This is a genomic window from Roseococcus suduntuyensis (genome assembly GCF_014196305.1).
Taxonomy (GTDB): Bacteria; Pseudomonadota; Alphaproteobacteria; order Acetobacterales; family Acetobacteraceae; genus Roseococcus; species Roseococcus suduntuyensis.
The window spans coordinates 285,725-308,539 of the sequence record NZ_JACIDJ010000005.1; the positions used below are offsets into that span (position 1 = coordinate 285,725).

At 71.8% G+C, this 22,815-nt stretch carries 23 protein-coding genes and 1 tRNA gene; 20 read left to right on the plus strand and 4 right to left on the minus strand.

Annotated elements, in window-relative coordinates; all coding sequences use genetic code 11:
• Positions 1-70: 70 nt before the first annotated feature.
• Positions 71-1,333 (minus strand): alpha/beta fold hydrolase, encoded by a 1,263-nt coding sequence (locus tag GGQ83_RS15200; RefSeq protein WP_184385480.1) that lies wholly within the window; start codon positions 1,331-1,333, stop codon positions 71-73.
• Between the two features lie 116 nt (positions 1,334-1,449).
• Here GGQ83_RS15200 and GGQ83_RS15205 point away from each other — a divergent pair, with 116 nt between their 5' ends.
• The 4 genes from GGQ83_RS15205 (at position 1,450) to GGQ83_RS15220 (ending at position 5,127) form a co-directional block, all read left to right on the plus strand.
• On the plus strand, positions 1,450-2,352 hold the full coding sequence (locus tag GGQ83_RS15205) for a polysaccharide deacetylase family protein (RefSeq protein ID WP_184385482.1): 903 nt from the start codon (positions 1,450-1,452) through the stop codon (positions 2,350-2,352).
• A gap of 3 nt (positions 2,353-2,355) precedes the next feature.
• A complete protein-coding gene (locus tag GGQ83_RS15210) occupies positions 2,356-3,240 on the plus strand; it encodes a polysaccharide deacetylase family protein (protein WP_184385484.1) in 885 nt (294 codons plus the stop codon).
• Positions 3,241-3,298: 58 nt separating this feature from the next.
• Complete coding sequence (locus GGQ83_RS15215) at positions 3,299-4,462, plus strand: alpha-hydroxy acid oxidase (protein ID WP_184385486.1); 1,164 nt, start codon at positions 3,299-3,301, stop codon at positions 4,460-4,462.
• A gap of 98 nt (positions 4,463-4,560) precedes the next feature.
• On the plus strand, positions 4,561-5,127 hold the full coding sequence (locus GGQ83_RS15220; RefSeq protein ID WP_184385488.1) for a hypothetical protein: 567 nt from the start codon (positions 4,561-4,563) through the stop codon (positions 5,125-5,127).
• A gap of 12 nt (positions 5,128-5,139) precedes the next feature.
• Here GGQ83_RS15220 and GGQ83_RS15225 read toward each other — a convergent pair whose 3' ends face one another.
• Both GGQ83_RS15225 and GGQ83_RS15230 read right to left on the minus strand, forming a co-directional pair.
• The gene (locus tag GGQ83_RS15225) at positions 5,140-7,221 is read right to left on the minus strand and encodes a methyl-accepting chemotaxis protein (protein WP_184385490.1); all 2,082 of its coding nucleotides are present in this window, start codon (positions 7,219-7,221) and stop codon (positions 5,140-5,142) included.
• A gap of 129 nt (positions 7,222-7,350) precedes the next feature.
• Positions 7,351-8,019 carry an alpha/beta hydrolase gene (locus tag GGQ83_RS15230; protein ID WP_184385491.1) on the minus strand — a complete coding sequence of 223 codons (669 nt, stop codon included), beginning with the start codon at positions 8,017-8,019 and terminating at the stop codon, positions 7,351-7,353.
• Positions 8,020-8,503: 484 nt separating this feature from the next.
• Here GGQ83_RS15230 and GGQ83_RS15235 point away from each other — a divergent pair, with 484 nt between their 5' ends.
• On the plus strand, positions 8,504-9,001 hold the full coding sequence (locus GGQ83_RS15235) for an Rrf2 family transcriptional regulator (RefSeq protein WP_184385493.1): 498 nt from the start codon (positions 8,504-8,506) through the stop codon (positions 8,999-9,001).
• Between the two features lie 22 nt (positions 9,002-9,023).
• Positions 9,024-10,109, plus strand: coding sequence for a cysteine desulfurase family protein (locus tag GGQ83_RS15240; RefSeq protein WP_184385495.1), 1,086 nt, complete (start codon positions 9,024-9,026; stop codon positions 10,107-10,109).
• Here GGQ83_RS15240 and GGQ83_RS15245 read toward each other — a convergent pair.
• Positions 10,096-10,725, minus strand: coding sequence for a dioxygenase family protein (locus tag GGQ83_RS15245; RefSeq protein WP_184385496.1), 630 nt, complete (start codon positions 10,723-10,725; stop codon positions 10,096-10,098). The genes GGQ83_RS15240 and GGQ83_RS15245 overlap by 14 nt on opposite strands.
• 102 nt (positions 10,726-10,827) lie before the next feature.
• On the opposite strand from GGQ83_RS15245, the gene GGQ83_RS15250 reads away from it, so the two are divergent.
• The 14 genes from GGQ83_RS15250 (at position 10,828) to GGQ83_RS15315 (ending at position 22,724) form a co-directional block, all read left to right on the plus strand.
• Positions 10,828-12,012 (plus strand): cysteine desulfurase family protein, encoded by a 1,185-nt coding sequence (locus GGQ83_RS15250; protein WP_184385498.1) that lies wholly within the window; start codon positions 10,828-10,830, stop codon positions 12,010-12,012.
• Positions 12,013-12,021: 9 nt separating this feature from the next.
• The gene (locus GGQ83_RS15255) at positions 12,022-12,351 is read left to right on the plus strand and encodes a ferredoxin family 2Fe-2S iron-sulfur cluster binding protein (RefSeq protein WP_184385500.1); all 330 of its coding nucleotides are present in this window, start codon (positions 12,022-12,024) and stop codon (positions 12,349-12,351) included.
• Between the two features lies 1 nt (position 12,352).
• Positions 12,353-13,045: a thiaminase II gene (gene tenA / locus GGQ83_RS15260; protein ID WP_184385502.1), complete on the plus strand. Its 693-nt coding sequence runs from the start codon at positions 12,353-12,355 to the stop codon at positions 13,043-13,045.
• A 10-nt stretch (positions 13,046-13,055) separates the two neighbouring features.
• Positions 13,056-14,138, plus strand: a complete 1,083-nt coding sequence (gene mnmA / locus GGQ83_RS15265) for a tRNA 2-thiouridine(34) synthase MnmA (RefSeq protein WP_184385504.1) — start codon at positions 13,056-13,058, stop codon at positions 14,136-14,138.
• A 16-nt stretch (positions 14,139-14,154) separates the two neighbouring features.
• A tRNA-Met gene (locus tag GGQ83_RS15270) sits at positions 14,155-14,231 on the plus strand.
• A 291-nt stretch (positions 14,232-14,522) separates the two neighbouring features.
• Positions 14,523-15,188, plus strand: a complete 666-nt coding sequence (locus GGQ83_RS15275) for a MotA/TolQ/ExbB proton channel family protein (protein WP_184385506.1) — start codon at positions 14,523-14,525, stop codon at positions 15,186-15,188.
• A gap of 4 nt (positions 15,189-15,192) precedes the next feature.
• A complete protein-coding gene (locus GGQ83_RS15280; RefSeq protein ID WP_184385508.1) occupies positions 15,193-15,618 on the plus strand; it encodes an ExbD/TolR family protein in 426 nt (141 codons plus the stop codon).
• Positions 15,618-16,595 carry an energy transducer TonB gene (locus GGQ83_RS20335; protein ID WP_184385510.1) on the plus strand — a complete coding sequence of 326 codons (978 nt, stop codon included), beginning with the start codon at positions 15,618-15,620 and terminating at the stop codon, positions 16,593-16,595. Before GGQ83_RS15280 ends, GGQ83_RS20335 begins: the two co-directional genes overlap by 1 nt.
• A gap of 65 nt (positions 16,596-16,660) precedes the next feature.
• The gene (gene hemP, locus GGQ83_RS15290; protein ID WP_184385512.1) at positions 16,661-16,807 is read left to right on the plus strand and encodes a hemin uptake protein HemP; all 147 of its coding nucleotides are present in this window, start codon (positions 16,661-16,663) and stop codon (positions 16,805-16,807) included.
• 109 nt (positions 16,808-16,916) lie between these two features.
• Positions 16,917-18,962, plus strand: a complete 2,046-nt coding sequence (locus tag GGQ83_RS15295; RefSeq protein ID WP_184385514.1) for a TonB-dependent hemoglobin/transferrin/lactoferrin family receptor — start codon at positions 16,917-16,919, stop codon at positions 18,960-18,962.
• Between the two features lie 15 nt (positions 18,963-18,977).
• Positions 18,978-20,015, plus strand: coding sequence for a hemin-degrading factor (locus tag GGQ83_RS15300; protein WP_184385516.1), 1,038 nt, complete (start codon positions 18,978-18,980; stop codon positions 20,013-20,015).
• Positions 20,012-20,896 (plus strand): heme/hemin ABC transporter substrate-binding protein, encoded by an 885-nt coding sequence (locus GGQ83_RS15305; RefSeq protein WP_184385518.1) that lies wholly within the window; start codon positions 20,012-20,014, stop codon positions 20,894-20,896. Before GGQ83_RS15300 ends, GGQ83_RS15305 begins: the two co-directional genes overlap by 4 nt.
• A complete protein-coding gene (locus tag GGQ83_RS15310) occupies positions 20,893-21,960 on the plus strand; it encodes a FecCD family ABC transporter permease (RefSeq protein WP_184385520.1) in 1,068 nt (355 codons plus the stop codon). The genes GGQ83_RS15305 and GGQ83_RS15310 overlap by 4 nt, the downstream gene beginning before the upstream one ends.
• Positions 21,957-22,724: a heme ABC transporter ATP-binding protein gene (locus GGQ83_RS15315; protein WP_184385523.1), complete on the plus strand. Its 768-nt coding sequence runs from the start codon at positions 21,957-21,959 to the stop codon at positions 22,722-22,724. Before GGQ83_RS15310 ends, GGQ83_RS15315 begins: the two co-directional genes overlap by 4 nt.
• Positions 22,725-22,815 lie beyond the last annotated feature (91 nt).

Below are 22,815 nucleotides of genomic sequence, written 5' to 3' on the forward strand. Positions count from 1 at the left end.
TCCTTGGCCGCCAGGATGGGACGGGACCCAGACGCCATAATGGCGAAGCCTCCGCCGCGTAAAGCACCCATCATCCCTTCAGCGCCGGCAGCAGGAAATCGAGGAAGCGGGCAGGGTTCTCGGCGAAGGGGAAATGGCCCATCGCGGACATCCCCTCGAAGCGCGCGCCCGGGATGCGGGCGGCGGTGGCGGCCGAAAGCTCCATGGTGCAGGAGAAGTCATACTCCCCTGTCAGCATCACCAACGGGCAGAGCTTCGTATCAATCCGATGCACCCGGTCCCGCGCATCCCACCCCCCGGAGTAGAACAGGATATCGCCTGGGAAGGTGCCGCAGCCGCCCTGGCTGTAGTGCCACCAGACCTCGGCCGCGCATTCGGCGGGCGAATGGGGCGCCATCAACCCCTCCACCCATTCGGGGATGAAGATGGCGGCGTTCACGCGCGGGTGGTCGGCGAAGGGGGTGCGGCGGCCGGGAATGTGGTCCGACCCCTCGCAGGAGATGATGCGCGCGAAGCGGGTGGGGGCGCGCAGCGCGATTTCCAGCGCGATCTCGCCCGACATGGAGGCGCCGAGCAGGACGGGGTTCTCGGTGAAGCCCCAGGCCTCGCGGAAGCCCAGGATGAGTTCGGCGTAGAGGTCCGTGTCCAGCGCCCATTCCCCCGGCTGGCCGGGGGCGGGCGAACGGCCATGGCCCGGCATGTCGAAGGCGGTGATGGCATAGCCTGCCGCGCGCAGCCGCGCCTCCGCCGCCAGCCGATGGAATTGCCGCGCATCCGACCCCGCCGTGTGCAGGCCCAGGATGGGCCGGCCCATGCCATGGGTCTCGCCATAGAGGACGTAGTCCCGCCCGCGCGCATGGACCGTGACGTAGCGGCCCTTCGCATCCGGGCAGGGGGTGGGCGTGCCGAGGCGCGGCCGCAGCGAGGCCGGCGCCGGGCCTTCCTTGCCCCAGGCGGCCCAGCGCCCGATGTCCAGCGCGCGGCGCAGGATGTGCGCGTGCTGCGCCCAGGCCAGGTCGTCGCCCTCGGCGGTGAATTCGGGCACGCGCATCCGTAGCGCGAAGAGGTTGTGGTGATGGCGGTCGGGGAGGGGCTTGAGAAATTCCTCCCAGACCGCGGCCGGGGCGGTGAAGCGGGTGGGGGCGTCGCTGCCCTCCGCCAGGGCGATGCGCCCACCGCCCAGCGTCAGCGTGATGGCACGGCCGGGCTGGACCAGGGCGAAGCGCGCCTCGGCGCCCGGCAGGCGGTGCGCCAGTGTCGCATCGGCGTCCAGCAGCGCCTGCCAGCGCGCGGTGGCGCCCTCGGCCCCGCACCATTCCCAACCCTGCGCCATGAACCGTCTCCCCTTGTGGTTGGTTGGCAGCATCGAACCGACGGCGCGCGCGCGCAACGGGGGCGGTTCACAGGGCGTGGGGGACGCGACACAGTGTTCAGGACAAGAGGTCGCCCATGAAGCTCCCTGCCCACAACCGCTACGCGCACAGCGCCATCCCGACACGCCCCCGCTATGAATGGCCGGGCGGCAAGCGGCTCGCGCTGCTGGTGGTCAACAACATCGAGCATTTCGCGTATCGCGCCGGCATCGGTTCCGACGTGACGGGCGGCAGCCCGGTGCAGAACCAGCGCGCCTATGCCTGGCGCGACTACGGCAACCGCGTGGGGCTGTGGAACCTGCTGGACATGCTGGATGCGCTGGACATCCCCGCCGCGCACAACATCAACAGCGCGGCCCTTGAGGCCTGCCCCGAGATCGCGCCCGCGCTGCGCGCCCGCGGCGATGAGTTCGTGGGCCATGGCCGCAGCAATTCCGAACGCCAGGACGGGATGTGGGAGGAGGATGAGCGCCGCCTCATCCACGAATCCCGCGACGTGCTGGCGCAGCATGCGGGTGTGGCGCCGCGCGGCTGGCTCGGCCCCTATATCGCGCAATCCGCGAACACACTCGACCTGCTGCGCGAGGCCGGCTTCACCTATGTCATGGACTGGCCCGCCGACGACCAGCCCTTCTGGATGACGACCCGCGCCGGCCCCATCCTCTCCGTGCCCTATTCGGTGGAGCTGAACGACAGCCCCGCCCTGATCATGCGGCACCAGACCGGGCGCGACTTCGCGGAGATGATCCGCGACCAGTTCGACGAGATGCTGGAGCAATCCGCCCGCCGCCCCCTGGTGATGAGCGTGGTGCTGCACCCCTTCATCCTGGGCCAGCCGCACCGGTTGCGGCCCTTGCGCCAGGCGCTGCGGCATGTGCTGGCGCATCGCAACCAGCTGTGGGTGACGCGGCCCGGCGAACTCGCGGACTACGTGGCCGGGTTGCCGGCCGGCACCATTCCCGGATCGGAGGCGCTCTGACCCATGCCCGTGACCCGCATCTTCGAGCATTACGGCCCCACCCCGCCCGACCCGCGCTGGCCGGGCGGCGCGCGGCTGGCGCTGAACTTCGTCATCAACCACGAGGAGGGCGGCGAGGAGAGCTTCCCCGATGGCGACCCGCGTTCCGAGACCGGCCTCACCGAGGGCAGCACGGCGGCCGTGAAGGGCCGGGACCTGGCGGCCGAGAGCATGTTCCAATACGGCAGCCGGGTGGGCTTCTGGCGCCTGCACCGCCTCTTCACCGAGCGGAACCTACCCTGCACCGTCTTCGCCGTGGCGCGCGCGCTGGAACGCACGCCGCAATGCGTGGCCGCCATCAAGGCCGCTGGCTGGGACGTGGCGGCCCATGGCTGGAAATGGGAGATGCATGCCGGCATGGACGAGGCGACCGAACGCCAGCGCATCGCCGACGCCACCGCCATCATCACGCGCGAGATCGGCACGCCACCGCTCGGCTGGTACACGCGCTATGCGCCGTCGGAGAACACGCGGCGCCTGCTGATCGAACACGGCTATCTCTATGACAGCGACGCCTATGACGATGAGCTGCCCTATTGGCGCGACGTGGGTGGCAAGCCGCACCTCGTCCTGCCCTACAACCTGACGCACAATGACGTGCGCTTCGCGCGCCAGGGCATGACCTCGGGTCTGGAGTTCTTCGAATACATCAAGGGCGCGGTGGAGATGATGCTCTCCGAACCAGGCGGCCGCATGCTGAGCGTGGGCCTGCATAACCGCATCATCGGCCATGCCGGGCGTGCCGCGGGCCTCGCGCGGCTGCTGGACTGGGTGGCCATGCGGCCCGAAATCTGGGTCTGCCGCCGCGCCGACATCGCACGCCACTGGACCCGGGAGCACGCGCCTTGAGCCGCCCGATCCCATGCCCATCTGGCGCATCCCGCCCCCTGCGCTACAAATCCACCCCATGAGCGAACGCCGCGCGCAACGCGCCCTGTGCCTCGATGATTTCGAGGTGATGTCCCGCCGCCACCTGCCGCGGCCCATCTTCGGCTATGTGGCGGGTGCGACCGAGCGCAATGCCGCGCTGGACGACAATGCCCGCGCCTATTCCGAATGGGGTTTCCAGCCGCGCGTGCTGGTGGATGTGTCCAAGCGCAGCCCGAAGGCCACGCTGTTCGGCCGCGAATGGGCCGCGCCCTTCGGCCTGGCGCCGATGGGCATGAGCGCGCTGGCCGCCTATCGCGGCGACATCGTGCTGACCGAGGCGGCGCGGGCGGCGAACGTGCCCGCCATCCTCTCCGGCTCCTCGCTGATCCGGATGGAGGAGGTGATCGCGGCCAACCCCGACGCCTGGTTCCAGGCCTATCTGCCTGGCGATTCGCGGCGCGTGGAGGCGCTGGTGGACCGTGTGGCGCGGGCGGGCTTCGGCACGCTGATGCTGACCGTGGACACGGCCGTGCTGCCCAACCGCGAGAACAATGTCCGCAACGGCTTTTCCACGCCGCTCAAGCCTTCGCTGCGGCTGCTGTGGGACGGGATGACGCATCCCGAATGGTCCTTCATGACCTTCCTGCGGACATGGGCGAAGTTCGGCATGCCGCATTTCGAGAACAGCTTCGCCGAGCGCGGCGCACCCATCCTGGCCCGCAACGTGGAGCGCGACTTCACCGCGCGCGACCATCTGAATTGGGAACACCTGGCGCTGATCCGCCGCCGCTGGACGGGCCGGCTGATGATCAAGGGCGTGATCCACCCCGATGACGCGGTGCGCGCGCGCGAGGAAGGGTGCGATGGCGTCATCGTCTCCAACCATGGTGGGCGGCAGCTGGATGGCACGACCTCGCCGCTGCGTCTTCTGCCGGCCATGCGCGCGGCGGTGGGGGATTTCCCGCTGATCGTGGATGGCGGCATCCGCCGCGGCACCGACATCCTGAAGGCCTTGGCCCTGGGCGCCGACTTCGTGCTGATCGGCCGGCCCATGCTGCACGCGGCCGCGGTCGCGGGCCGCGCCGGGGTGGACCGGGCCATCTCGCTGGTGAAGGGCGAGCTGGACCGGAACATGGCGCTGCTCGGCGTCAACAGCCTGGCGGAGCTGGGACCGCATTGCCTGGTGCGCCTGGCTGACTAGCGGGCAAGCCGCAAACTATGGATTTCCTTAGTAGACGACATCTCCGCTCGTGGCCAAGCTGAGAAACAGTATTGGCGGTAGCAAAGGAGGGCGTCGACTTGGCACTGATGGCGAAGGCGCGGGCCATGACCATGGCACAGGGCGCCTATGATTATGTGAAGGCCCGCATCCATCTCGGCGCCAGCAACAAGATCCTGAACCCATCGGGATGGGTTGATGCAAACGGCCGACCCATCAACTCCCCCACCCAGAATGTCGTAACCATGTGCGTGAACAGCTTGCGCAGCGAGTGGCTGGCCGCGACAGGGGCGCCCGAAACAACCGCCCTTCGTCGTCTGCTCGCGCGGGCGGACATGGCGGAGAAGGCCGGTTGCGGGAATTGCGGGGAGCAGGCCTCACTCGCCTTCGCCTGGTTGATGCGGCACCGGGCAACACCCTTGGAATTCATGACCATCATCAATGGCGACCACGCATTTTGCGTGCTCAATCGCGACAGGACCACCAACCCGTCCGATCCCGATCAGTGGAACGATGCGTCGGTCTATATCGATCCCTGGCGGTCGCTGCTCAGCCCCGGGCGCGAGATGTCGCAACGGAACCGTATAAGCTGGATGCACCTCGGCACGGTGAAGTATTCCTTTCAATCGGTCGTGCGTCTGGAGTGAGGCTCGCGGCCCTCAGGCCGCTTTCACATCGGTCAGGAATCGGCCCACCTCGGCGCGGGTCGAGGAGGCATGGCGCGCCAGTTCGCCCGCCGCCTCGTGCACCTGTTCTGCGGCGAGGCCCGTGGCGCGCGCCAGCTCGTTGATGGTGGCAATGCTGTCGCTGACCGAGCGGGTGCTCGTCGCCACCTCCTGCACATTGCCGCTGATGGCGCGCGTCGCCTGCTCCTGCCGCTCGACCGAGGAAGCGATGGCGGCGGTGATCTCGTTCACCTGGCCCACCGTCTCCGCGATGCCGCGGATGGCGCCCACCGCGTGCTGGGTCGAGCCCTGGATCTGGCCGATCTGGGCGCTGATCTCCTCCGTGGCGCGGGCGGTCTGCTCGGCCAGCGTCTTCACCTCGCCCGCCACCACGGCGAAGCCCTTGCCGGCATCCCCGGCGCGGGCGGCCTCAATGGTGGCGTTCAGCGCCAGCAGGTTGGTCTGGGAGGCGATCTGGCGGATCAGCGTCACCACCTCGGTGATGCGCGCCGCACCCGCGGCCAGGTCCTGCACCACCCCATCGGTGCGGCGGCTCTCGGCCACCGCCTGCTCGACCACGGAACGCGACTGGCTGATCTGGCGGGCGATCTCGGCAATGGAGCCGGCCAGATCCTCGGCGCCGGCGGCCACGGAATCGATGCCCGCCTGGCTGCTCTCCGCGGCACGGGCGATGGAGCCGGCCTGGGCCTCTCCCTGTTCCGCGGTGCCGGACATGGCGGCGGCATTGGCCTCCAGCTCCGTCGCGGCGGCGGCGAGGGCGGAGATCAACTCGCTCACCCGCGCCTCGAAGCTCGAGGTGGCGGCGCCGAGCGCCTCGGCCCGCGCGAGTCGCGTGGCCTGGTCCGCCTGCTGGGCCGCGGCCAGGCGCTCGCCCTCGATCAGGCCCTGCTTGAAGTTCTGCACGGCGCGGGCGATGGCGCCGATCTCGTTGCGGCGATCCTGGTCGGGGATCTCGACGGTGAGGTCACGTCCGGCCAGCCGGTCCATCGCGGCGGTGGCGCGGGCCATGGGGCGCAGCACCAGGCGCTGCGTGGCCAGCAGCCCGCCGACCGCGAACAGGCCGGCCAGGAGGATCAGCACCACCGAGATCGCCAGCGCCCGGCTGGCGGCGGCCCGGTTGGCATGGGCGCGTTCCACCATGGCGTCGAAGGCGGCGACCGGAACGCCGTTCAGCTGGGCCAGTGCCGCCACCTGCGGGTTGCGGAAGGCCGCCAGTTCGCCCTCCGGCCGCTCGCCCCGCAGCATCGGCGCCATCATGCGCGCGCGCGTCTCGGCCAACGCGCCTGCGGCCATCGGGGTCGCGGTGTTGATGGCGTCGCGCAGGGCGGCGGGCGCGGTGGCCACCGCCGCCTGCAGCCGCGCCCAGGCGGCGTCGGAGCGCCCCGCGGCACGCAGGGCGGCCTGCGCTTCCTCGGGCGTCCAGCCACGCCCCGCATTCATGGCGGAGGACATGGCGAGCGTGACATCGCCGCTGGAACTGCGGACCTGCCAGCCATCGCGCCGCATGGAGATCAGCTGGTCCACGCGCGGGTCGCGCAGCATGGCCATGTCCTCGACGGCGTCGGTGATGGCCAGCAGGTCGTTGACCAGGGCGATGCTCACCTCCGCCCAGCGGCCCAGCAGGTCCTGCGGGCGGCCCTCGCGCGGCAGGCGCAGCGCGGCCTCGGCGGCGGTGCGAAGCCCGGCCACGGCGGAGGCGCCGCGTTCGAGCCGCGTGGCCTCCTCGGTCAGGCCCGACGCGCGCAGGGCCGCGATGGCGGCGGTCGTCGCGGCTTCGGTCTCGGCGCGGCGCGGGCGGATGCGGGTCATCTCTGGGTCGGGCGCGGGGCCGGAAAGAGAGGTCAGCGTCTCGCCACGCTCGATCCGCATGGCGGCGGCGGCGCGGAACAGCTCGCGACCTGCCTCGGCCATCTGGACGATGCGGCCGGCCTCGCCATGGCGGACCCAGGCGCGCAAGGCCTGGTCCGCGGCGAGTCCGATGGTCAGCAGCCCCAGAAGGCCGAGCACGCCCCCGAGAAGGGTGCGAATGGAAAGGCCTTCGAGCGTGCTCCGCATGATTCCGTCATTCCCCTGCCTGTGGTGCGGGGGCTGTAGCGGAGGGCTGCTTACCTGCCCGTTAAGCGGACAAGCAAAAGGCCGCGCCCCGGGCGGGACGCGGCCTTTCAGGAGAGTCTGGGGTGGGCCTCAGTCGGCGGCGAGGGCCATCCGGCTGCGGTTCAGCACCGAGAGGACATGGTCCTCGGCCATGTCGGACAGCGTCTCCACCTGCGGCGGCGTGAAGACGTGGCCGGCGTCGCCGATGGTGCGGAAGTCGATGGCGACACCCTTCTGGGTGTTCAGCTTGTCCACCAGCTTCTGCACGCTGTTCAGCGGAACCAGTTCATCTTCCTCGCCATGGATGATCATGCCCGAGCAGGGGCAGGGGGCGAGGAAGCCGAAGTCGTAGTGGCTGGCCGGCGCGCTGATGGAGACGAAGCCGCCCATTTCCGGCCGGCGCATCAGCAGCTGCATGCCGACATAGGCGCCGAAGGAATAGCCCGCGACCCAGAGCATGGAGGCGTTGGGGTTCACGGCCTGCAGGAAGTCCAGCGCCGCGGCCGCGTCGCTGATCTCGCCGATGCCGCCATCGTAGCGGCCCTGGGACTTGCCCACGCCACGGAAGTTGAAGCGCAGCACAGAGAAACCCATGGCCTGGAACCGACCATAGAGGCTGTGCACCACGCGGTTGTTCATGGTCCCGCCATGCAGCGGGTGGGGGTGGAGCAGGAGGGCGACGGGCGCGTTGGGCCGCTTCGCGTGGTGGTAGCGACCTTCGAGGCGGCCATCGGGCCCTGCGAACATGACTTCAGGCATCGTGTCCTTGCGTCCATCTCTGTTTTGGGCGCGACGGAGACCGCCACACCGAGCGACGCCCGTCCTGGCGGCCAGGCGGCCTTGCGCCGCGCCGGCCCGGGATCTGGGCACACATTGCTTGGCTACGGCTGGTGCGTCCGGTTCTGGCCAGACTTCCGCAGCGTAACACCCTACATGCTCAAGCCAGGACTGTTTTTCAACGGCTTGAACCTATTGGCGAAGTTTCAAATCATCCGGGCGCCGTGCCACCGGATGGCGCGGCGTCGCGCACTATACGCAGCACGAACCTTGTTTCATAACGGATTCACCATCTCCCGCGCATGGCTGACGTCCGTGCGGCGCATGGCAATCGTGGTTCAAGGTTTTGCAACACGGCGGCGTCCCAATATCGCATAATGGGATGCCCCGATGGTGACGGAGCAACCGTAACCCGGGTTCGGGCTGGCCGCCTCGGTGGTCGGCCCCAAGTTAGAGGGGCAAGGCGATGCGCCTTTCCACACGCGGCCGCTACGCCGTGATGGCGATGGTGGAACTCGCGGCGCGGCAGGATGCGATGCCACCGGCCGCGTCGGGTCGGCCCAGCCCGCCCGTCAGCCTCGCGGAAATCGCCGCGGCGCAGATGCTGTCGCTCGCTTACCTCGAACAGCTCTTCGGGCCTCTCCGCCGTGCGGGGCTGGTGGCTTCCGCGCGTGGCCCGGGCGGCGGATATCGCCTGGCCCGCCCGGCGCGCGAGATCGCCATCTCCGCCATCGTGGATGCGGTGGACGAGCCCATCCGCGCCACGCGCTGCGAAGACGGCGCGCCTGGCTGCCTGGCAGGCAGGCGTTGCCTGACGCATGACCTCTGGGCCGAGCTGGGCGAGCAGATTCGCCTCTTCCTGGCCGGCGTGACGCTGGAGGATGTGGTGCGTGGCGAGGTGACCGGCCGCGCGCAGGAACCCGGCTGCGCCCTGGCCGCGCCCAAGGCCTGGACGGGCGCCTGAGCCCGCGGCACATCGCCGCCCCATGACGCCGCTCGACCTCGACGCCAATGCCACCGAACCCCTGCGCCCCGAGGCGCGGGCAGCGGTGCTGCGCGCGCTGGACCTGGGCGGCAATGCCTCCTCCGTTCATGGCGGCGGGCGGGCGGCGCGCGCCCTGATCGAGGCCGCGCGGGCCGAGGTGGCGCGTCGTGCGGGTGCCACCCCCGCGGAGGTCGTCTTCACCTCGGGCGGCACCGAGGCCAATGCGCTGGCGTTGCACGGCCTGGGCACCGGGCGCCGCCTGCTCGTGGGGGCCACCGAGCACGCGGCCATCCGCGCGGCCGCCCCGGCCGCCGAGACCATTCCGGTGAGGCATGACGGGACGCTCGACCTCGACGCGCTGGCCGCCCTGCTGGCCGACGGCCCGTCCGCCCTGGTCTGCGCCATGGCCGCCAACAACGAGACGGGGGTGCGCCACCCGCTGGAGGCCATCCGCGCCCTCTGCGCCGAACATGGCGCGCTGCTGCATGTGGACGCGGTGCAGGCCGCGCGGGAGAACATCCCCCGCGCCGACAGCCTGGCCCTCTCGGCCCACAAGCTGGGTGGGCCGCCGGGGGCGGGGGCGCTGGTGCTGGCGCCTGGCCTGCAACTGTCCCCCTTGATCGCGGGTGGTGGGCAGGAGCGGGGGCGGCGCGGCGGCACCGAGGCGCTGCCCGCCATCGCCGGCTTCGGCGCGGCCATCGCCGCCCCCTATGACGCGGCGCGTATCGCGGCGCTGCGCGATGCCATCGAGGCGGGGCTGCGCGACATCGCGCCCGAGGCGATCATCGTCGGCCAGGGCGCGCCCCGCCTGCCCAATACCAGCCTCGTCATCCTGCCCGGCGCGCCGGCGGAGACGCAGGTCATCGCGCTCGACCTCGCGGGGGTGCGCGTCTCGGCGGGTGCCGCCTGTTCCTCGGGCAAGGTCGCGCGGTCGCATGTGCTGGAGGCGATGGGTTTCGGCGAGCTGGCCGGCTGCGGCATCCGCGTCTCGCTGCCCTGGAACGCGCCCGATGACGCGCCGGCGCGCTTCCTCGCCGCCTATGGCGGCGTCCTGGCCCGCCTGAGGCCCCGCCTCAGGCCAGGATGATGTCGCGCTCCGCCAGCAGCGCGCCCGGCTCGATGCGGTCGGCGGGGATGGGACGCAGCAGCACTCTCTCCCGCGCGGTGGGCGACAGGCGGTTGAACAGCCCGTCGCGGGCATTGCCGGGTTCGCCCTCGACATAGAGCTGCGTGATCAGCGGCGGGCGCCCCGGCGCCTCCACCAGCACATGGATGTGCGGCGTTCGGCCGGGATAGACGACGGGGCGGATGGTGCGGAAGGCGAAGCCGCCATCGGCCCCGGTCAGCAGCCGCCCGCGCCCCTGGAAGCCCCGGTCGCGCTGGGCGGTGCGGTCATTGGGGTGGCGGTAGATGCCGCGCGCGTCGCATTGCCAGATCTCGATCCGCGCGCCGGAAAGCGGTGTGCCGTCCACCGCCATCAGCCTGCCGCGCAGATGCGCCACCTGTCCCTCGGCCCGCGCCGCCTCGCCGGTCACCTGCACCAGGTCGGCATCGGCATCGCCGGTCCAGTCCACGGGGTAGAAGGGGCCGCGCATCTGCGCCGGGGTCGTGGCGGCGGCGCCGCCCTGCGCCACGGCGCATCCGGCCGGCAGCAGGAGGGGGAGGGCGGCGAGGTGGCGTCGGCCGATCAGCGAGGGCGTCATTCCCCTGCCTTCGCTTGTCGTCCGGCGGCAAGTCCAGTCTCGAAATGTGACCTTGCCCGACACGCTTGCGGGCGGGGCCGTGACGGCCCAACTCTTTAGGCCATGTCCGCTCCCCGCCCCATCTACCTCGACCATCACGCCACCACGCCGCTGGACCCCAGGGTGCTCGCCGCCATGCGCCCCTGGTGGGAGGAGAATTTCGCCAACCCCCACAGCGCCGAACACGCCATGGGCCGCGCCGCCGAGGCCGCGGTGCAGGAGGCCCGCGAACGGGTCGCCGAACTGCTGGGGGCGGACCCGCGCGAGATCATCCTGACCTCGGGCGCCACCGAGGCGAACAACCTCGCCATCAAGGGCGCCGCCCGGCAGGCGGGCCCAAGGGGCGGAGAAGGTGGTCCGCGGCGCATCATCACCCTCGCCACCGAGCACAAATGCGTCCTGGAATCCGTCCGCGACCTGGCGGCGGAGGGGTTCGAGCCGGTCATCCTGCCGGTGGGCGCCGATGGCGTGCTGGACCTCGACGCGCTGCGCCAGGCGCTGGCCGTGCCGACCCTGCTGGTCTCCGTCATGGCGGTGAACAACGAGACGGGTGTGATCCAGCCGCTCGCCGAGATCGGCGCGCTGGTGAAGGAACATGGCGCGCTCTTCCACACCGATGCGGCGCAGGCGGCCGGGCGTATCGGGCTCGATGTGGAGGAGGTGAGGGCGGACCTGCTCTCCCTCTCCGGCCACAAGATCTACGGGCCCAAGGGCATCGGCGCGCTCTATGTGCGGCGGCGGCCCCGCGTCCGCCTCGCCCCCCTGTTCAGCGGGGGCGGGCAGGAGCGGGGGCTGCGTTCCGGCACCCTGCCTGCGCCGCTGGTGGTGGGGCTGGGCGAGGCCGCGCGCATCGCCGGCGGCGAGGGGCTGCTCGATGCCGGGCGCATCGCGGGCCAGCGCGCCATCCTGCTGGAGGGGCTGCGCGCCGCCATCCCGGGCCTGCGCGTGAACGCCGAGGCCGCGCCCCGCGTGGCCGGCAACCTGAACCTGACCTTTCCCGGCGTGACCGCCGCCGCCCTGCTGGGGGCGCTGCCGGACCTCATGCTCTCGACGGGTTCGGCCTGTACCTCGGCCGAGATCAGCCCCTCCCATGTGCTGACCGCTATGGGCATCGGGGCCGAGGAGGCGGCGCGCACCTTGCGGATTGGGCTGGGGCGCTTTACCTCGCCGCAAGAGATGCAACAGGCGGCGGCGATGATCGGCGCGGCCTGGAAAAGCCTGTCCCAACACGAAGCCGCCGCGGAGTAGCCTCGACCCATGCCCAAGATGACCTTCATCGAGCGCGACGGTGCGCGACGCGAGGTCGAGGCCCCGCTGGGCCTGTCCGTGCTCGAAATCGCCCATCGCCATGGCGTGGACATCGAGGGCGCCTGCGAAGGCAGCCTCGCCTGCTCCACCTGCCACGTCATCGTGGATGGGACCTGGTTCACCCAGCTCGACAAGCCGACCGAGGATGAGGAGGACATGCTCGACCTCGCCTTCGACCTGCAGGAGACGAGCCGCCTGGGCTGCCAGATCATCATGACCGAGGCGCTGGACGGGTTGGTGGTGAAGCTGCCCTCCGGCAGCCGCAACGCGGGCGGCTGAGATGAGCGAGGCCCACCAGGAATTCGGCGCGCCGGGCGGGCTGTTCCGACGCCTGCGGGATGCCGCCGGCCGCGACTGGACGGGCTATACGTGGCACCCCTTCGTGCAGCGCGTCTCGGACGGCACGCTGCCGCTGCTGTCCTTCCGGCATTACCTCATCCAGGACTACCTCTTCCTCATCCATTTCGCACGCGCCAAGGCGCTGGCGGTGGTCAAGGGCGAGAGCCTCGCGGCCATGCGCGAGAAGGCGGCCGCCGTGCTCGCCATCCTGGACGAGACCAAGCTGCACCTGAAGTATTGCGCCGAATGGGGCCTGTCCGAGGCCGAGGTCGTCAAGGTGCCCGAGACGGCCGAGACCGTCAGCTACACCCGCTGGGTGCTGGACCGGGGCCTGTCCGGCGACATCCTGGACCTGGAGATCGCGCTCGCGCCTTGCACCGTCGGATATGGCGAGGTGGCGCTGCGTATCCTGGCAGACCCGGCCCGGAAGGTGGAGGGCAACGCCTACCAGTCCTGGATCGATACCTATGCGGATGAGGGATACCAGGCCATGGCCCGCGCCGCCGCCGCCCGCATCGATGCCCTGGGCGAGAGCCATGGCGGCGAGGCCCGCTTCGCCCGCCTCTCCGCCGATTTCGCCGAGGCCGCGCGGCTGGAACAGCGCTTCTGGCAGCAGGGGCTCGACGCGGGATGAGGGCCAAGGGGTGAGAGTGCTTGTCGCCATGTCCGGCGGCGTGGATTCCTCCGTCGTGGCCGCGCTCCTGCATGAGCAGGGGCATGAGGTGGTGGGTGCCACGCTCCAGCTCTACGACCATGGCGCCGCGGTGAAGAAGAAGGGCGCCTGCTGCGCCGGCCAGGACATCCATGACGCGCGCGAGGTCGCGCAGCGCCTTGGCATCCCGCACTATGTGCTGGACCGCGAGCAGCGCTTCCGCCAGGCCGTGATCGAGGATTTCGCCGGCGCCTATGCGCGCGGCGAGACGCCCATCCCCTGCATCCGCTGCAACCAGACGGTGAAGTTCCAGGACCTGACCGAGCTGGCCGAGGACCTCGGCTGCGACATGCTGGCCACCGGCCATTACGCGCAGCGCCTGGACGGCCCGCGCGGCGCCGAGCTGCACCGCGCCGCCGACCCCGTGCGCGACCAGAGCTATTTCCTGGCGCATACCACCCAGGCGCAGCTCGACCGCGTGCTGTTTCCGCTGGGCCACATGCCCTCCAAGGCCGAGGTCCGCGCCCATGCCGCGCGCCTGGGCGTGCCGGTGGCGGAAAAGCCGGACAGCCAGGACATCTGCTTCGTGCCCGAGGGCAGCCATGCCGACATCGTGGGCAAGCTTCGCCCCGAGGCGCTGGAGCCGGGCGAGATCGTGGACCTGGACGGCAAGGTGCTGGGCCAGCATCGTGGCCTCGCGCACTACACGGTGGGGCAGGGCAGGGGGTTGGGCGTCTCGGCGCCCGAACGCCTCTTCGTGGCCCGCATTGACGCGCCGCGCCGGCGGCTGGTGGTGGCGCATCGCGGTCAGGTGCCTGTGCCGCGTGTGGCGGTGGGCGAGGTGAATTGGCTGATCGAACCACCCACAGGTCTGTTCCTGGCGCGCGCGAAGCTGCGCGGCCGCGAGCAGCCCGCGCCGGTCACCGCCGAATGGGATGGCGCGACCCTGACGCTGACGCCCGAGAGCCCCGCCATCGCCGCCCCCGGCCAGGCGGCGGTGCTGTATGACGGCGAACGCGTGATCGCGGGTGGGTTCATCCGGAGTGGAGTTGACCCCGCGGCGCCCGCGCCCTAAACCGCGCCGCACGCGTGGTGGTGTAGCTCAGCTGGTTAGAGCACGGCACTCATAATGCCGGGGTCGGCGGTTCAAGTCCGCCCACCACTACCATTCCTCCCTCGCCCACCGCCTTCGCCTCTCGCCATCTCGCCTGGCTCCCCGCCCGTGCGAGGGTGATCATCAAGGGCAAGGCGCCCGGCGTCACGGCCACGCCGCGCGACATCGCCTGTGCGCCGTTGGGTTTCTCGCCATTTCTGGGCCTGGCATGCGGTTGGCGCCCCGGGCTCGGGCGCAGGCGCTGCTCCTGGCCACAGCCTCGCATCACCAAGCCCTACCAATTTGCAACTCATTCGCAGCCGCAACCCCCTTGCGGGCGTTCTGCAATTGCGACTAGTTTGCAACATGCCCAGCCCGGACAACCTGCATGACCTGAGCCCGCTCGGCCTTTTCCTCATGGCCGACTGGGTGGTGCGTTCCGTCATGATCCTGCTCCTGGTGGCGTCACTGGCCGTTTGGGCCGTGGCGATCGACCGCTGGATGCGCCTGCGCCGCCTGGCTCATGAGGCCGCGCTGCTCGACCGCCACGCGGCCGAGGGCGGCCGCGTGCCCTATGGGCGCCTGCCCGACGCCATCCTGGGCGCCGCCGCCACCAGCCCCGAATGGGCGGGCGAGAGTGCGGCCGACCGTCGCGCGCGCCTGGCCGACGCCATGCGTCTCGCGCTCGCGGACACCATGCGCCCCGCCCAGTCGGGCCTGCCGCTGCTGGCCAGCGTGGCCTCGGCCGGTCCCTTCATCGGGTTGTTCGGCACGGTCTGGGGCATCATGAACGCCTTCACCGCCATTGCCCGCAGCGGCGAAAGCAGCCTCGCCACCGTCGCCCCCGGCATTGCCGAGGCGCTCTTCGCCACCGCGCTGGGCCTCTTTGCCGCCATTCCCGCCGTGCTGGCCTATAACCGCCTGGCGGCGCTCGCCGCCGAGACGCGGGCGCGCGCCAATGCCGGCATCGCGCGCCTCGCCGCCCGCCCGCCGCGGGCGGAGGCGTCCCGCCTGCCGCGGGCGGCGGAGTAGGCCCATGGCCATGACCCCCACCGGCGGCGGTCCCGAGGAGGACGCGCTCGCCCCGCTCTCCGAGATCAACGTCACCCCCTTCGTGGACGTGATGCTCGTGCTGCTGATCGTCTTCATGGTCGCCGCGCCCATGATGGTGGCGGGCGTGCCTGTGAACCTGCCGCGCACCGACGCGCCCCGCCTCGCGGAGCCGCGCGAGCCCCTGGTGGTGACGCTGACGGCCGATGGCGTGGTGCGCGTGGGCGAACAGGCGATGGGCGCGGGCGAGGTGGTCTCCACCCTCGCGCCGCTTGCGGCCGAGGCGCCGGACCGTCCCGTGCTGCTGCGCGCCGACCGCAGCCTTTCCTACGGCGAGGCGATGACGGTGCTGGGCGCCCTGTCGCGCGCGGGGTTCAGCCGCGTCTCCCTCCTGGCCGAGATGCCCCGCTGATGGCCGCGCACGCCGCCCCCGGCACCCACCCCGCCGCCTGGGGCTTCGCGCTCGCGCTGCATGGCGCGGTGCTGATGGCGCTCTGGCCGCAGCCCAGGCTGGGCGGCGCGCCGCCGGGCTTCGGCGTGGTCTTCGCCGAGATGGGGCAGGGCGGTGGGCAGGTGGGTGGCACCGCCATGGCCGCCGAAGCCACGCCCGTCGTGGAGGATGACGCCCCGCTGCTGGCCGAGATGCAGCCCGAGACGGCCCCCGTGATGGCCCCCCCGCCGCCGGTTCTGGCCGAGGAACCCCCCGTCGCGGAGCCGCCGCCGGTGGTGGCCGAATTGCCCCCGCCCGAGCCCGTCCCGGAGCCTGAGGCCATTCCCGAACCCGCGCCGACCCTCGCCGAGGCACCGCCGCCCGAGCCGGTGCCGGAGGCCGAGCCCGTTGCGGAACCACCCCCGCCGGTGGCCGTGGCACCCCCGCCGCCGCCGCGGCCGGTCGCTGCACCGCGTCCCACGCCAACCCGTGCGGCCCCACCCCGCCAGGCGGAGGCGCGCCCGACGCCCGCGCGTTCCGCTGCCGCGACCGCACCCACCGGCCAGGCCAGGGCCGCGGCCCCCGCTGGTGACCCCGCGCTCGGCGCGCCCGGCAGCCCCAACCCCCAGGGCGGCGCCAGCCCCACGCCGCGCGCCGCCCCTGGTGCCCTGCTGCCGGACCATTATCGCGCCGGCCTCTCCGCCGCGCTGCGGCGCCACCTGCGCTACCCCATGCTGGCGCGCGAGCGCGGGCTGGAGGGCGAGGTGATCGTCCAGTTCAGCGTGGCGCGCGACGGCGCGGTGCGCGGCGTCCGCATCCTGCGCAGCAGCGGGGTTGGCGCCTTCGACAACGAGGCCGTGGCGCTGCTCGCCCGCGTCTCGCCCCTGCCACCCTTGCCCGGCAGCTGGCCGGCGGAGGAAGCCATGTTCGCCGCCCCCATCCGGTTCAGCCTGCGATGAACGAACGTCCCCGGCACCCGCATCCCTATATTGCGAACGATTCGCAGTCGCGATATAGCCACGCCATGCCCAGCCAATCCCCGCCCCCGCCCGCCCCGCGCATCGACAGCCAGAGCCTGCTGCGCGGCCAGGTGGAGGTGGAAATCATCCATGGCCAGGAGGTCTACCGGCTGCGCCACACCCGCGCCGGCAAGCTCATCCTGACCAAGTAACCACTTTACAGCGCCAGCGCGCACGCCACTGGGCCCCCGGGCCAAGCGAGCCAGCCAGCCAGCGCCTCACATCCGCCCCGCACGCCGGGGCATCGAGAGAGGACGCATCGTGTCGGGTCTGTTTCGCCTGTGGCTCCTGGCCACCCCCGCCTTCCTGGTTCTTCCCGCCATGGCCCAGGACGCGCCCGCGCCTGCGCTCGTGCTGACGCCGCTGGACGCGGTGACCACCACCGCCACCCGCACGCCGCAGGTGGCGGGTGACGTGGCCGCCCCCATCAGCGTGGTGCCCCGCGAGGAGCTGCGCCGCCGCCAGCCCACGCAATTGCAGAACATCCTGGGCGACCTGCCGGGTGTGGAGGCCGACGGCATTCCCCGCCCCGGCGTGCAGCAGCCGCAGATCCGCGGCCTGGGCGGTGACCGCGTGATCACGACGCTGGACGGCGTGCGGCAGAACTTCAGCTCCGGCCACCGCGGCCGCTTCTTCTTCGAGCCGGAGCTGCTGCGCCAGGTGGACGTGCTGCGCGGCCCGGCCTCCATGCTCTATGGCTCGGGCGCCATCGGCGGCGTCGTCGCGCTGCGGACCATCGAGGCGGAGGACATCATCCGCCCCGGCCGCGCCACGGGCTTCTTCCTCAGCCAGGGCTACGACACGAATGGCGGCCGCTGGCGCAGCGCCGCCGCCGCGGCCTTCCGCACCGGCCAGGTGGACGGCCTGGTCGCCTATGCGCGCAACGCCGGCAACAACATCGTGGACGGCGCGGGGCAGACCATCCCCTACACCGACCCGACGACGCAGACCTTCCTCGCGCGCCTGGGCTGGAACCCGGCCCCCGGCATGCGCTTCGGCGCGAGCTTCATGCACCGCGAGGAGGACCAGATCATCCCCTCGGCGGCGAACACGCTGGGCACCGCCGACATCACGGACCGCCGCCTGCGCGCGCAGCAATTCGCGCTGAACTTCGACTGGGCGCCGCCGGACAACCCCTGGATCGACCTGCGCGCGCAGGTCTACCGCAACACGGTGGACATCAACGAGCGGCGCCTGACCGACAACCGACGCGACCTGACGGACCTCGAGACCTGGGGCATGTCGGTGCAGAACACCTCGCGCTTCTCGGTGTTCGGTGCGGAACGCCACGCGCTGACGCTGGGCTTTGACGGCTATCGCGACACGCAGGAGGGTCGCCGCAACGGCGCCGCCCGCGCGCAATACCCGAATGCCAGCCAGGACGTGATCGGCTTCTTCGTGCAGGACGAGATCACGCTCGGCCGCGCCACGCTGACCGGCGGGCTGCGCTATGACCGCTACGAGCAATCCGCGGACGGCCAGCGTGGCACCTCCAATGACCGCCTCTCGCCGCGCGTCTCCTTCGCCTACCGCGTGACGGACTGGATGCAGCCCTACATCTCCTATGCCGAGGCCTATCGCGCCCCGGGGCTGAGCCAGCTCTACAACTCGGGCGTCCACTTCCCCATCAGCTTCTTCCCCTTCCCGCGCTTCAACAACTTCGTGCCGAACCCGAACCTGCGGCCCGAGACCTCGCGCAACCTCGAAGCGGGCGTGAACTTCCGCTTCCGCGACACCATCACCGCGGGCGACAGCATCCGCATCCGCGCCTCGGCCTTCCACAACGACCTCGACGACTTCATCGAGACGCTGGTCTTCGCCACCACCACCGAGCAGCGCAACGTGACCCGCGCGCGCATCCAGGGGCTGGAGCTGGAAGGCCAGTATGAGAGCGGGCCCTGGTTCGCGGGCCTGGGCGCCTCCATCATCCGGGGCGAGAACCGCACGGATGGCGGGCCGCTCGCCCTCATCCCGGCGCACAAGCTCTCCATGTCGCTGGGCCGCCGCTTCCAGGAGCAGGGCGTGACGCTGGGCGGCCGCGTGCAGCTGGTGGCCGAGCAGGGCCGCAAGCCCGTGGACCAGCAGACCGGCATCCGCCCGCAGGCGACGCCCGCCTACGCGCTGACCGACCTCTTCGTGACCTACGCGCCGCCTGAAGGTCCGCTCGCGGGGCTGCGCCTGGATGTGGGCGTGTCGAACCTCTTCGACGTGCGCCACCGCCGCCTCGCCTGGGACAGCAGCAGCGAGCGTTCTTCCTACTACGACGTCGGCCGGAACGTGCAGTTCCGCCTCTCCGCCAACTTCTAAGCCAAAGAGGCCTTCATGTCCGCGACACTCGAACACGACCACGACCTCGCCACACGCTGGGCCAGGCTGCGCGAGGAGGAACCCCGGCTGCGCGTGCGCGACGCGGCGCAGCGCCTCGACGTGAGCGAGGCCGAGCTGGTGGCGAGCCTGCCCGGCGCCACCCGCCTGCGCCCCGACTGGCTGGCCCTGCTGGAGGCGCTGCACGAAGCGGGTGAGGTGATGGCGCTGACCCGCAACGACCATTGCGTGCATGAGCGCCATGGCCGCTACGAACAGGTCTCGGTCAGCGGTCCCATGGGGCTGGTGCTGGGCGAGGACATTGATCTTCGCCTCTTCCTCCGCAACTGGGTGCATGCGCTGCATGTCCCCGGCGGCAACCCGGGCAGCCCGCGCGGCAGCGTGCAAATCTTCGACGCGGCGGGCGAGGCGGTGCACAAGGTCTTCGCCACCGAAGCGACGCCCGAAGGCGCGCTGGACCGCCTGGCCGACACGCTGCGCGACGAGGCGCCGGCGGCCATCCGCACGGTGCCGCGCGCGCCGCGCCCCACCCCGCGCCCCGATGCCGAGATCGACACGGCCGGGCTGCGCGACGCCTGGGCCGGGCTGCGCGACACGCACGACTTCTTCCCCATGCTGCGCCGCTTCGACGTGGCGCGGCAGCAGGCGCTGCGCCTGGCCGGCCCCCACTGGGCGCGGCGCCTGCCATCCTCGGCCATCGAGCGCACGCTGTCCGCCGCCGGCGCCGGCGCGCTGCCCATCATGATCTTCGTGGGCAACCATGGCTGCATCCAGATCCACACCGGCGAGGTGAAGCGGCTGGTGCCGATGGGTGAGTGGTTCAACGTGCTCGACCCCAGCTTCAACCTGCACCTGCGGACCACGGGCCTCGCCGAGGCCTGGCTCGTCCGCAAGCCGACCGAGGATGGCGTCGTCACCTCCATCGAGGGCTTCGACGCCGATGGCGAGGTGGTGCTGATGGTGTTCGGCAAGCGCAAGCCCGGCCAGGCCGAGGACATGCACTGGCGCGAACTGGCGGAAGGCATCGCCGCGTGAGGCGCCGCGCCCTTCTCGCCCTGCCGCTGGGCCTCGCCACGCCGGCGCTGGCCCAGGGCATGCCGCGCCTTGTGGTCGCCGGCGGCGGCATCGCCGAGATCGTCTGCGCGCTGGGTGCCCGGGGTGCGATCGTGGGCGCGGACAGCACCAGCCTGTTTCCCACCGATCTGCGGCAACTCCCGCAGATCGGCTATCTGCGCGCGCTCTCGGCCGAGGGCGTGCTCTCCCTCCAGCCCGGCCTGCTGCTGCTGGCGCATGAGGCGGGGCCGCCGCCCGCGATCGCGCAGCTGCGCGCGGCGGGGGTGAACATCATCCGCGCCCCGCGCATCGAATCGCCCGAGACGCTGATGCAGGCCGTGACGGTGGTCGCCGAGGCGCTGAGCCGCGAGGCGCGCGGCCAGGCGCTGAACGCGGCGCTGGCCGAGGATTTCGCGGCCCTCGCGGCCAGCCTGCCGCGCCCCGCCACGCCCCCCAGCGCGTTGTTCCTGCTGGCGGCCGGGTCGGGGGCGCCGATGGCCTCGGGCCGCGGTACTTCCGCCGAGGCGATGCTGCGCCTCGCCGGCGCGCGCTCGGCCATCCAGTCCTATGAGGGCTATCGCGCCGTGACGGCGGAGGCGGCGCTGGCCGCGGCGCCCGATTGGGTGGTGGCGCCCTCGCATACCGTGGACGCCAGCGGCGGCGTCGCATCCTTCCTGGCCCAGCCGCAGCTTTCCTTGCTGCCGGCGGCGCGGGCGGGGCGGCTCGTCACCTTCGACAGCCTCTACATGCTGGGCTTCGGCCCGCGCACGGCCCATGCGGCGCGCGACCTCGCCGTCGCCCTGCACGCGCGGCCCGACCTCGCGGCGCTGCCCGACCGTCCCTGGCTGCGCGGGGCGGCATGAGCGAGGCGGCGCTCTCCGTGCCGCGCGCGCGGGCCATGGGCCATGGCGTGGCGCTGCTGCTGCTGGGCGGTGCCGCGCTGTGCGGCCTGCTGGTGGCGCTGGGCATCGGCGCCATCCGCATCCCGCCCGATGGCGTGCTGCGCGAGTTGCTGGCGCCGCTGGGCCTCGCGACCAGTGCGCCGGGGCCGGAGGGCGCCATCATCTGGACGCTGCGAGTGCCGCGCACCCTGCTGGCCATGCTGGCGGGCGGCGTGCTGGGGCTGGCGGGCGCCATCATGCAGGGGCTGTTCCGCAATCCGCTGGCGGACCCCGGGCTGCTCGGCGTCTCGGCCGGCGGCGCGCTGGGGGCGGTGTTCATGATCGTCGTGGGGCTCACGCTGCTGCCCGTGCCGCTGCGACCCTATGCGACCGCGGGCGCGGCTTTCCTGGGTGCCTTGCTGGTCACGCTGCTGGTCATGCGCGTGGCCCAGCACGAGGGGCGGGTGATGATCGCCTCCATGCTGCTGGCCGGCATCATCTTCAACGCGCTGGCGGGGGCGGCCACCTCCGCGTTCATCTTCGCGGCCGATGACATGCAGCTGCGGGATATCCTGTTCTGGACCATGGGTTCGGTGGCCGGCGCCACGCCCGCCGTGCTGCTGGCCACACTGTTGGCCGCTCTGCCGCTCATGGTCGCGGCCCCCTTCCTGGTGCGTGGCTTGAACGCGCTGATCCTGGGCGAGCGTGAGGCGCAGACCCTTGGCATCCCCATCGAGCGCCTCAAATGGGGCGCGGTGCTGCTGGTGGCGCTGGCCGTGGGCGCGGCGGTGGCGGCGAGCGGCATGATCGGCTTCGTGGGCATCGTCGCACCCCATCTGGCGCGGCTGATGCGGGGCGCGGATCATCGCTGGGTGCTGCCGGCCTCGGCGCTGATCGGCGCCGCGCTGCTGCCGCTGGCCGATGCCGCGGCGCGCGTGCTGGTGGCGCCGGCCGAGCTGCCCATCGGCCTGCTGACGGCGCTGCTGGGCGGGCCCTTCTTCCTGGCCCTGCTGCTGCGCCAGCGCTTCGCATTGGATGGGCGATGATCCGCGCCGAGAACCTCATCGTCACGCGCGGCGGACGGCGCATCCTGGACCTGCCCGCCCTGTCCATCGCGCCGGGCGGCGTCTTCGGCATCCTGGGCCCCAACGGCGCGGGCAAGTCCACCTTGCTGCGCGTGCTGGCGGGCGAGATGGCGCCGGATTCCGGCCGGGCCTGGTTGGACGGGCGGCCGCTGGGCCAATGGCGCGCGGGCGATCTCGCGCGGCGCCGCGCCGTGCTGCCGCAGCATTCCACCCTGGGCTTTCCGCTGCGCGCGGAGGAGGTGGTGGCGCTCGGCCGACTGCCCCATGCCGGGCGGGCCGGCCCGCAGGACAGCGTCCGCGCCGCGATGCGCGAGGCGGGCGTGGCGCATCTGCAAGGCCGCAACCACGCCACCCTCTCGGGCGGCGAGCAGCAGCGCGTGCAACTGGCCCGCGTGCTGGCGCAGTTGGATGGCGTGCCGCCGGCCGACAGCGTGCTGTTCCTCGATGAGCCCACTTCCGCGCTCGACCTGCCGCACCAGCACGCCATCATGGCGGTGGCGGCGGCGCGCGCCCGGGCGGGGGCGACGGTGGTGGCCGTGCTTCACGACCTGAACCTTGCGGCCCGCTATTGCGAGACGCTGCTGCTGATGGCCTCTGGCCAGCGCGTGGCCGAGGGTCCGCCCACGGAACTGCTCACGCCCGAGACGGTGCGGCGCGCTTATGGCATTGCCATGCGCCGCATTCCCGACCCGGAGCGCGGCGAGGTGCTTTTGGTGCCGGCCTAGGCTCCGGACTCATTCAGCACCAGCAGATGATCACGGCGGCGATGGCGACGGCGGAGGCGAAGTTCCGAGCGAGCTTGTCGTAGCGGGTGTG

Coding starts and splice junctions, on each gene's coding strand:
- GGQ83_RS15310 (WP_184385520.1), top strand. CDS start 20,893: ATGAGCGAGGCGGCGCTCTCCGTGCCGCGCGCGCGGGCCATGGGCCAT.
- GGQ83_RS15315 (WP_184385523.1), top strand. CDS start 21,957: ATGATCCGCGCCGAGAACCTCATCGTCACGCGCGGCGGACGGCGCATC.
- GGQ83_RS15300 (WP_184385516.1), top strand. CDS start 18,978: ATGTCCGCGACACTCGAACACGACCACGACCTCGCCACACGCTGGGCC.
- GGQ83_RS15230 (WP_184385491.1), bottom strand. CDS start 8,019: ATGCCTGAAGTCATGTTCGCAGGGCCCGATGGCCGCCTCGAAGGTCGC.
- GGQ83_RS15240 (WP_184385495.1), top strand. CDS start 9,024: ATGACGCCGCTCGACCTCGACGCCAATGCCACCGAACCCCTGCGCCCC.
- tenA (WP_184385502.1), top strand. CDS start 12,353: ATGAGCGAGGCCCACCAGGAATTCGGCGCGCCGGGCGGGCTGTTCCGA.
- GGQ83_RS15235 (WP_184385493.1), top strand. CDS start 8,504: ATGCGCCTTTCCACACGCGGCCGCTACGCCGTGATGGCGATGGTGGAA.
- GGQ83_RS15245 (WP_184385496.1), bottom strand. CDS start 10,725: ATGACGCCCTCGCTGATCGGCCGACGCCACCTCGCCGCCCTCCCCCTC.
- GGQ83_RS15210 (WP_184385484.1), top strand. CDS start 2,356: ATGCCCGTGACCCGCATCTTCGAGCATTACGGCCCCACCCCGCCCGAC.
- GGQ83_RS20335 (WP_184385510.1), top strand. CDS start 15,618: ATGGCCGCGCACGCCGCCCCCGGCACCCACCCCGCCGCCTGGGGCTTC.
- GGQ83_RS15255 (WP_184385500.1), top strand. CDS start 12,022: ATGCCCAAGATGACCTTCATCGAGCGCGACGGTGCGCGACGCGAGGTC.
- GGQ83_RS15250 (WP_184385498.1), top strand. CDS start 10,828: ATGTCCGCTCCCCGCCCCATCTACCTCGACCATCACGCCACCACGCCG.
- GGQ83_RS15225 (WP_184385490.1), bottom strand. CDS start 7,221: ATGCGGAGCACGCTCGAAGGCCTTTCCATTCGCACCCTTCTCGGGGGC.
- GGQ83_RS15200 (WP_184385480.1), bottom strand. CDS start 1,333: ATGGCGCAGGGTTGGGAATGGTGCGGGGCCGAGGGCGCCACCGCGCGC.
- GGQ83_RS15215 (WP_184385486.1), top strand. CDS start 3,299: ATGAGCGAACGCCGCGCGCAACGCGCCCTGTGCCTCGATGATTTCGAG.
- hemP (WP_184385512.1), top strand. CDS start 16,661: ATGCCCAGCCAATCCCCGCCCCCGCCCGCCCCGCGCATCGACAGCCAG.
- GGQ83_RS15280 (WP_184385508.1), top strand. CDS start 15,193: ATGGCCATGACCCCCACCGGCGGCGGTCCCGAGGAGGACGCGCTCGCC.
- GGQ83_RS15275 (WP_184385506.1), top strand. CDS start 14,523: ATGCCCAGCCCGGACAACCTGCATGACCTGAGCCCGCTCGGCCTTTTC.
- GGQ83_RS15205 (WP_184385482.1), top strand. CDS start 1,450: ATGAAGCTCCCTGCCCACAACCGCTACGCGCACAGCGCCATCCCGACA.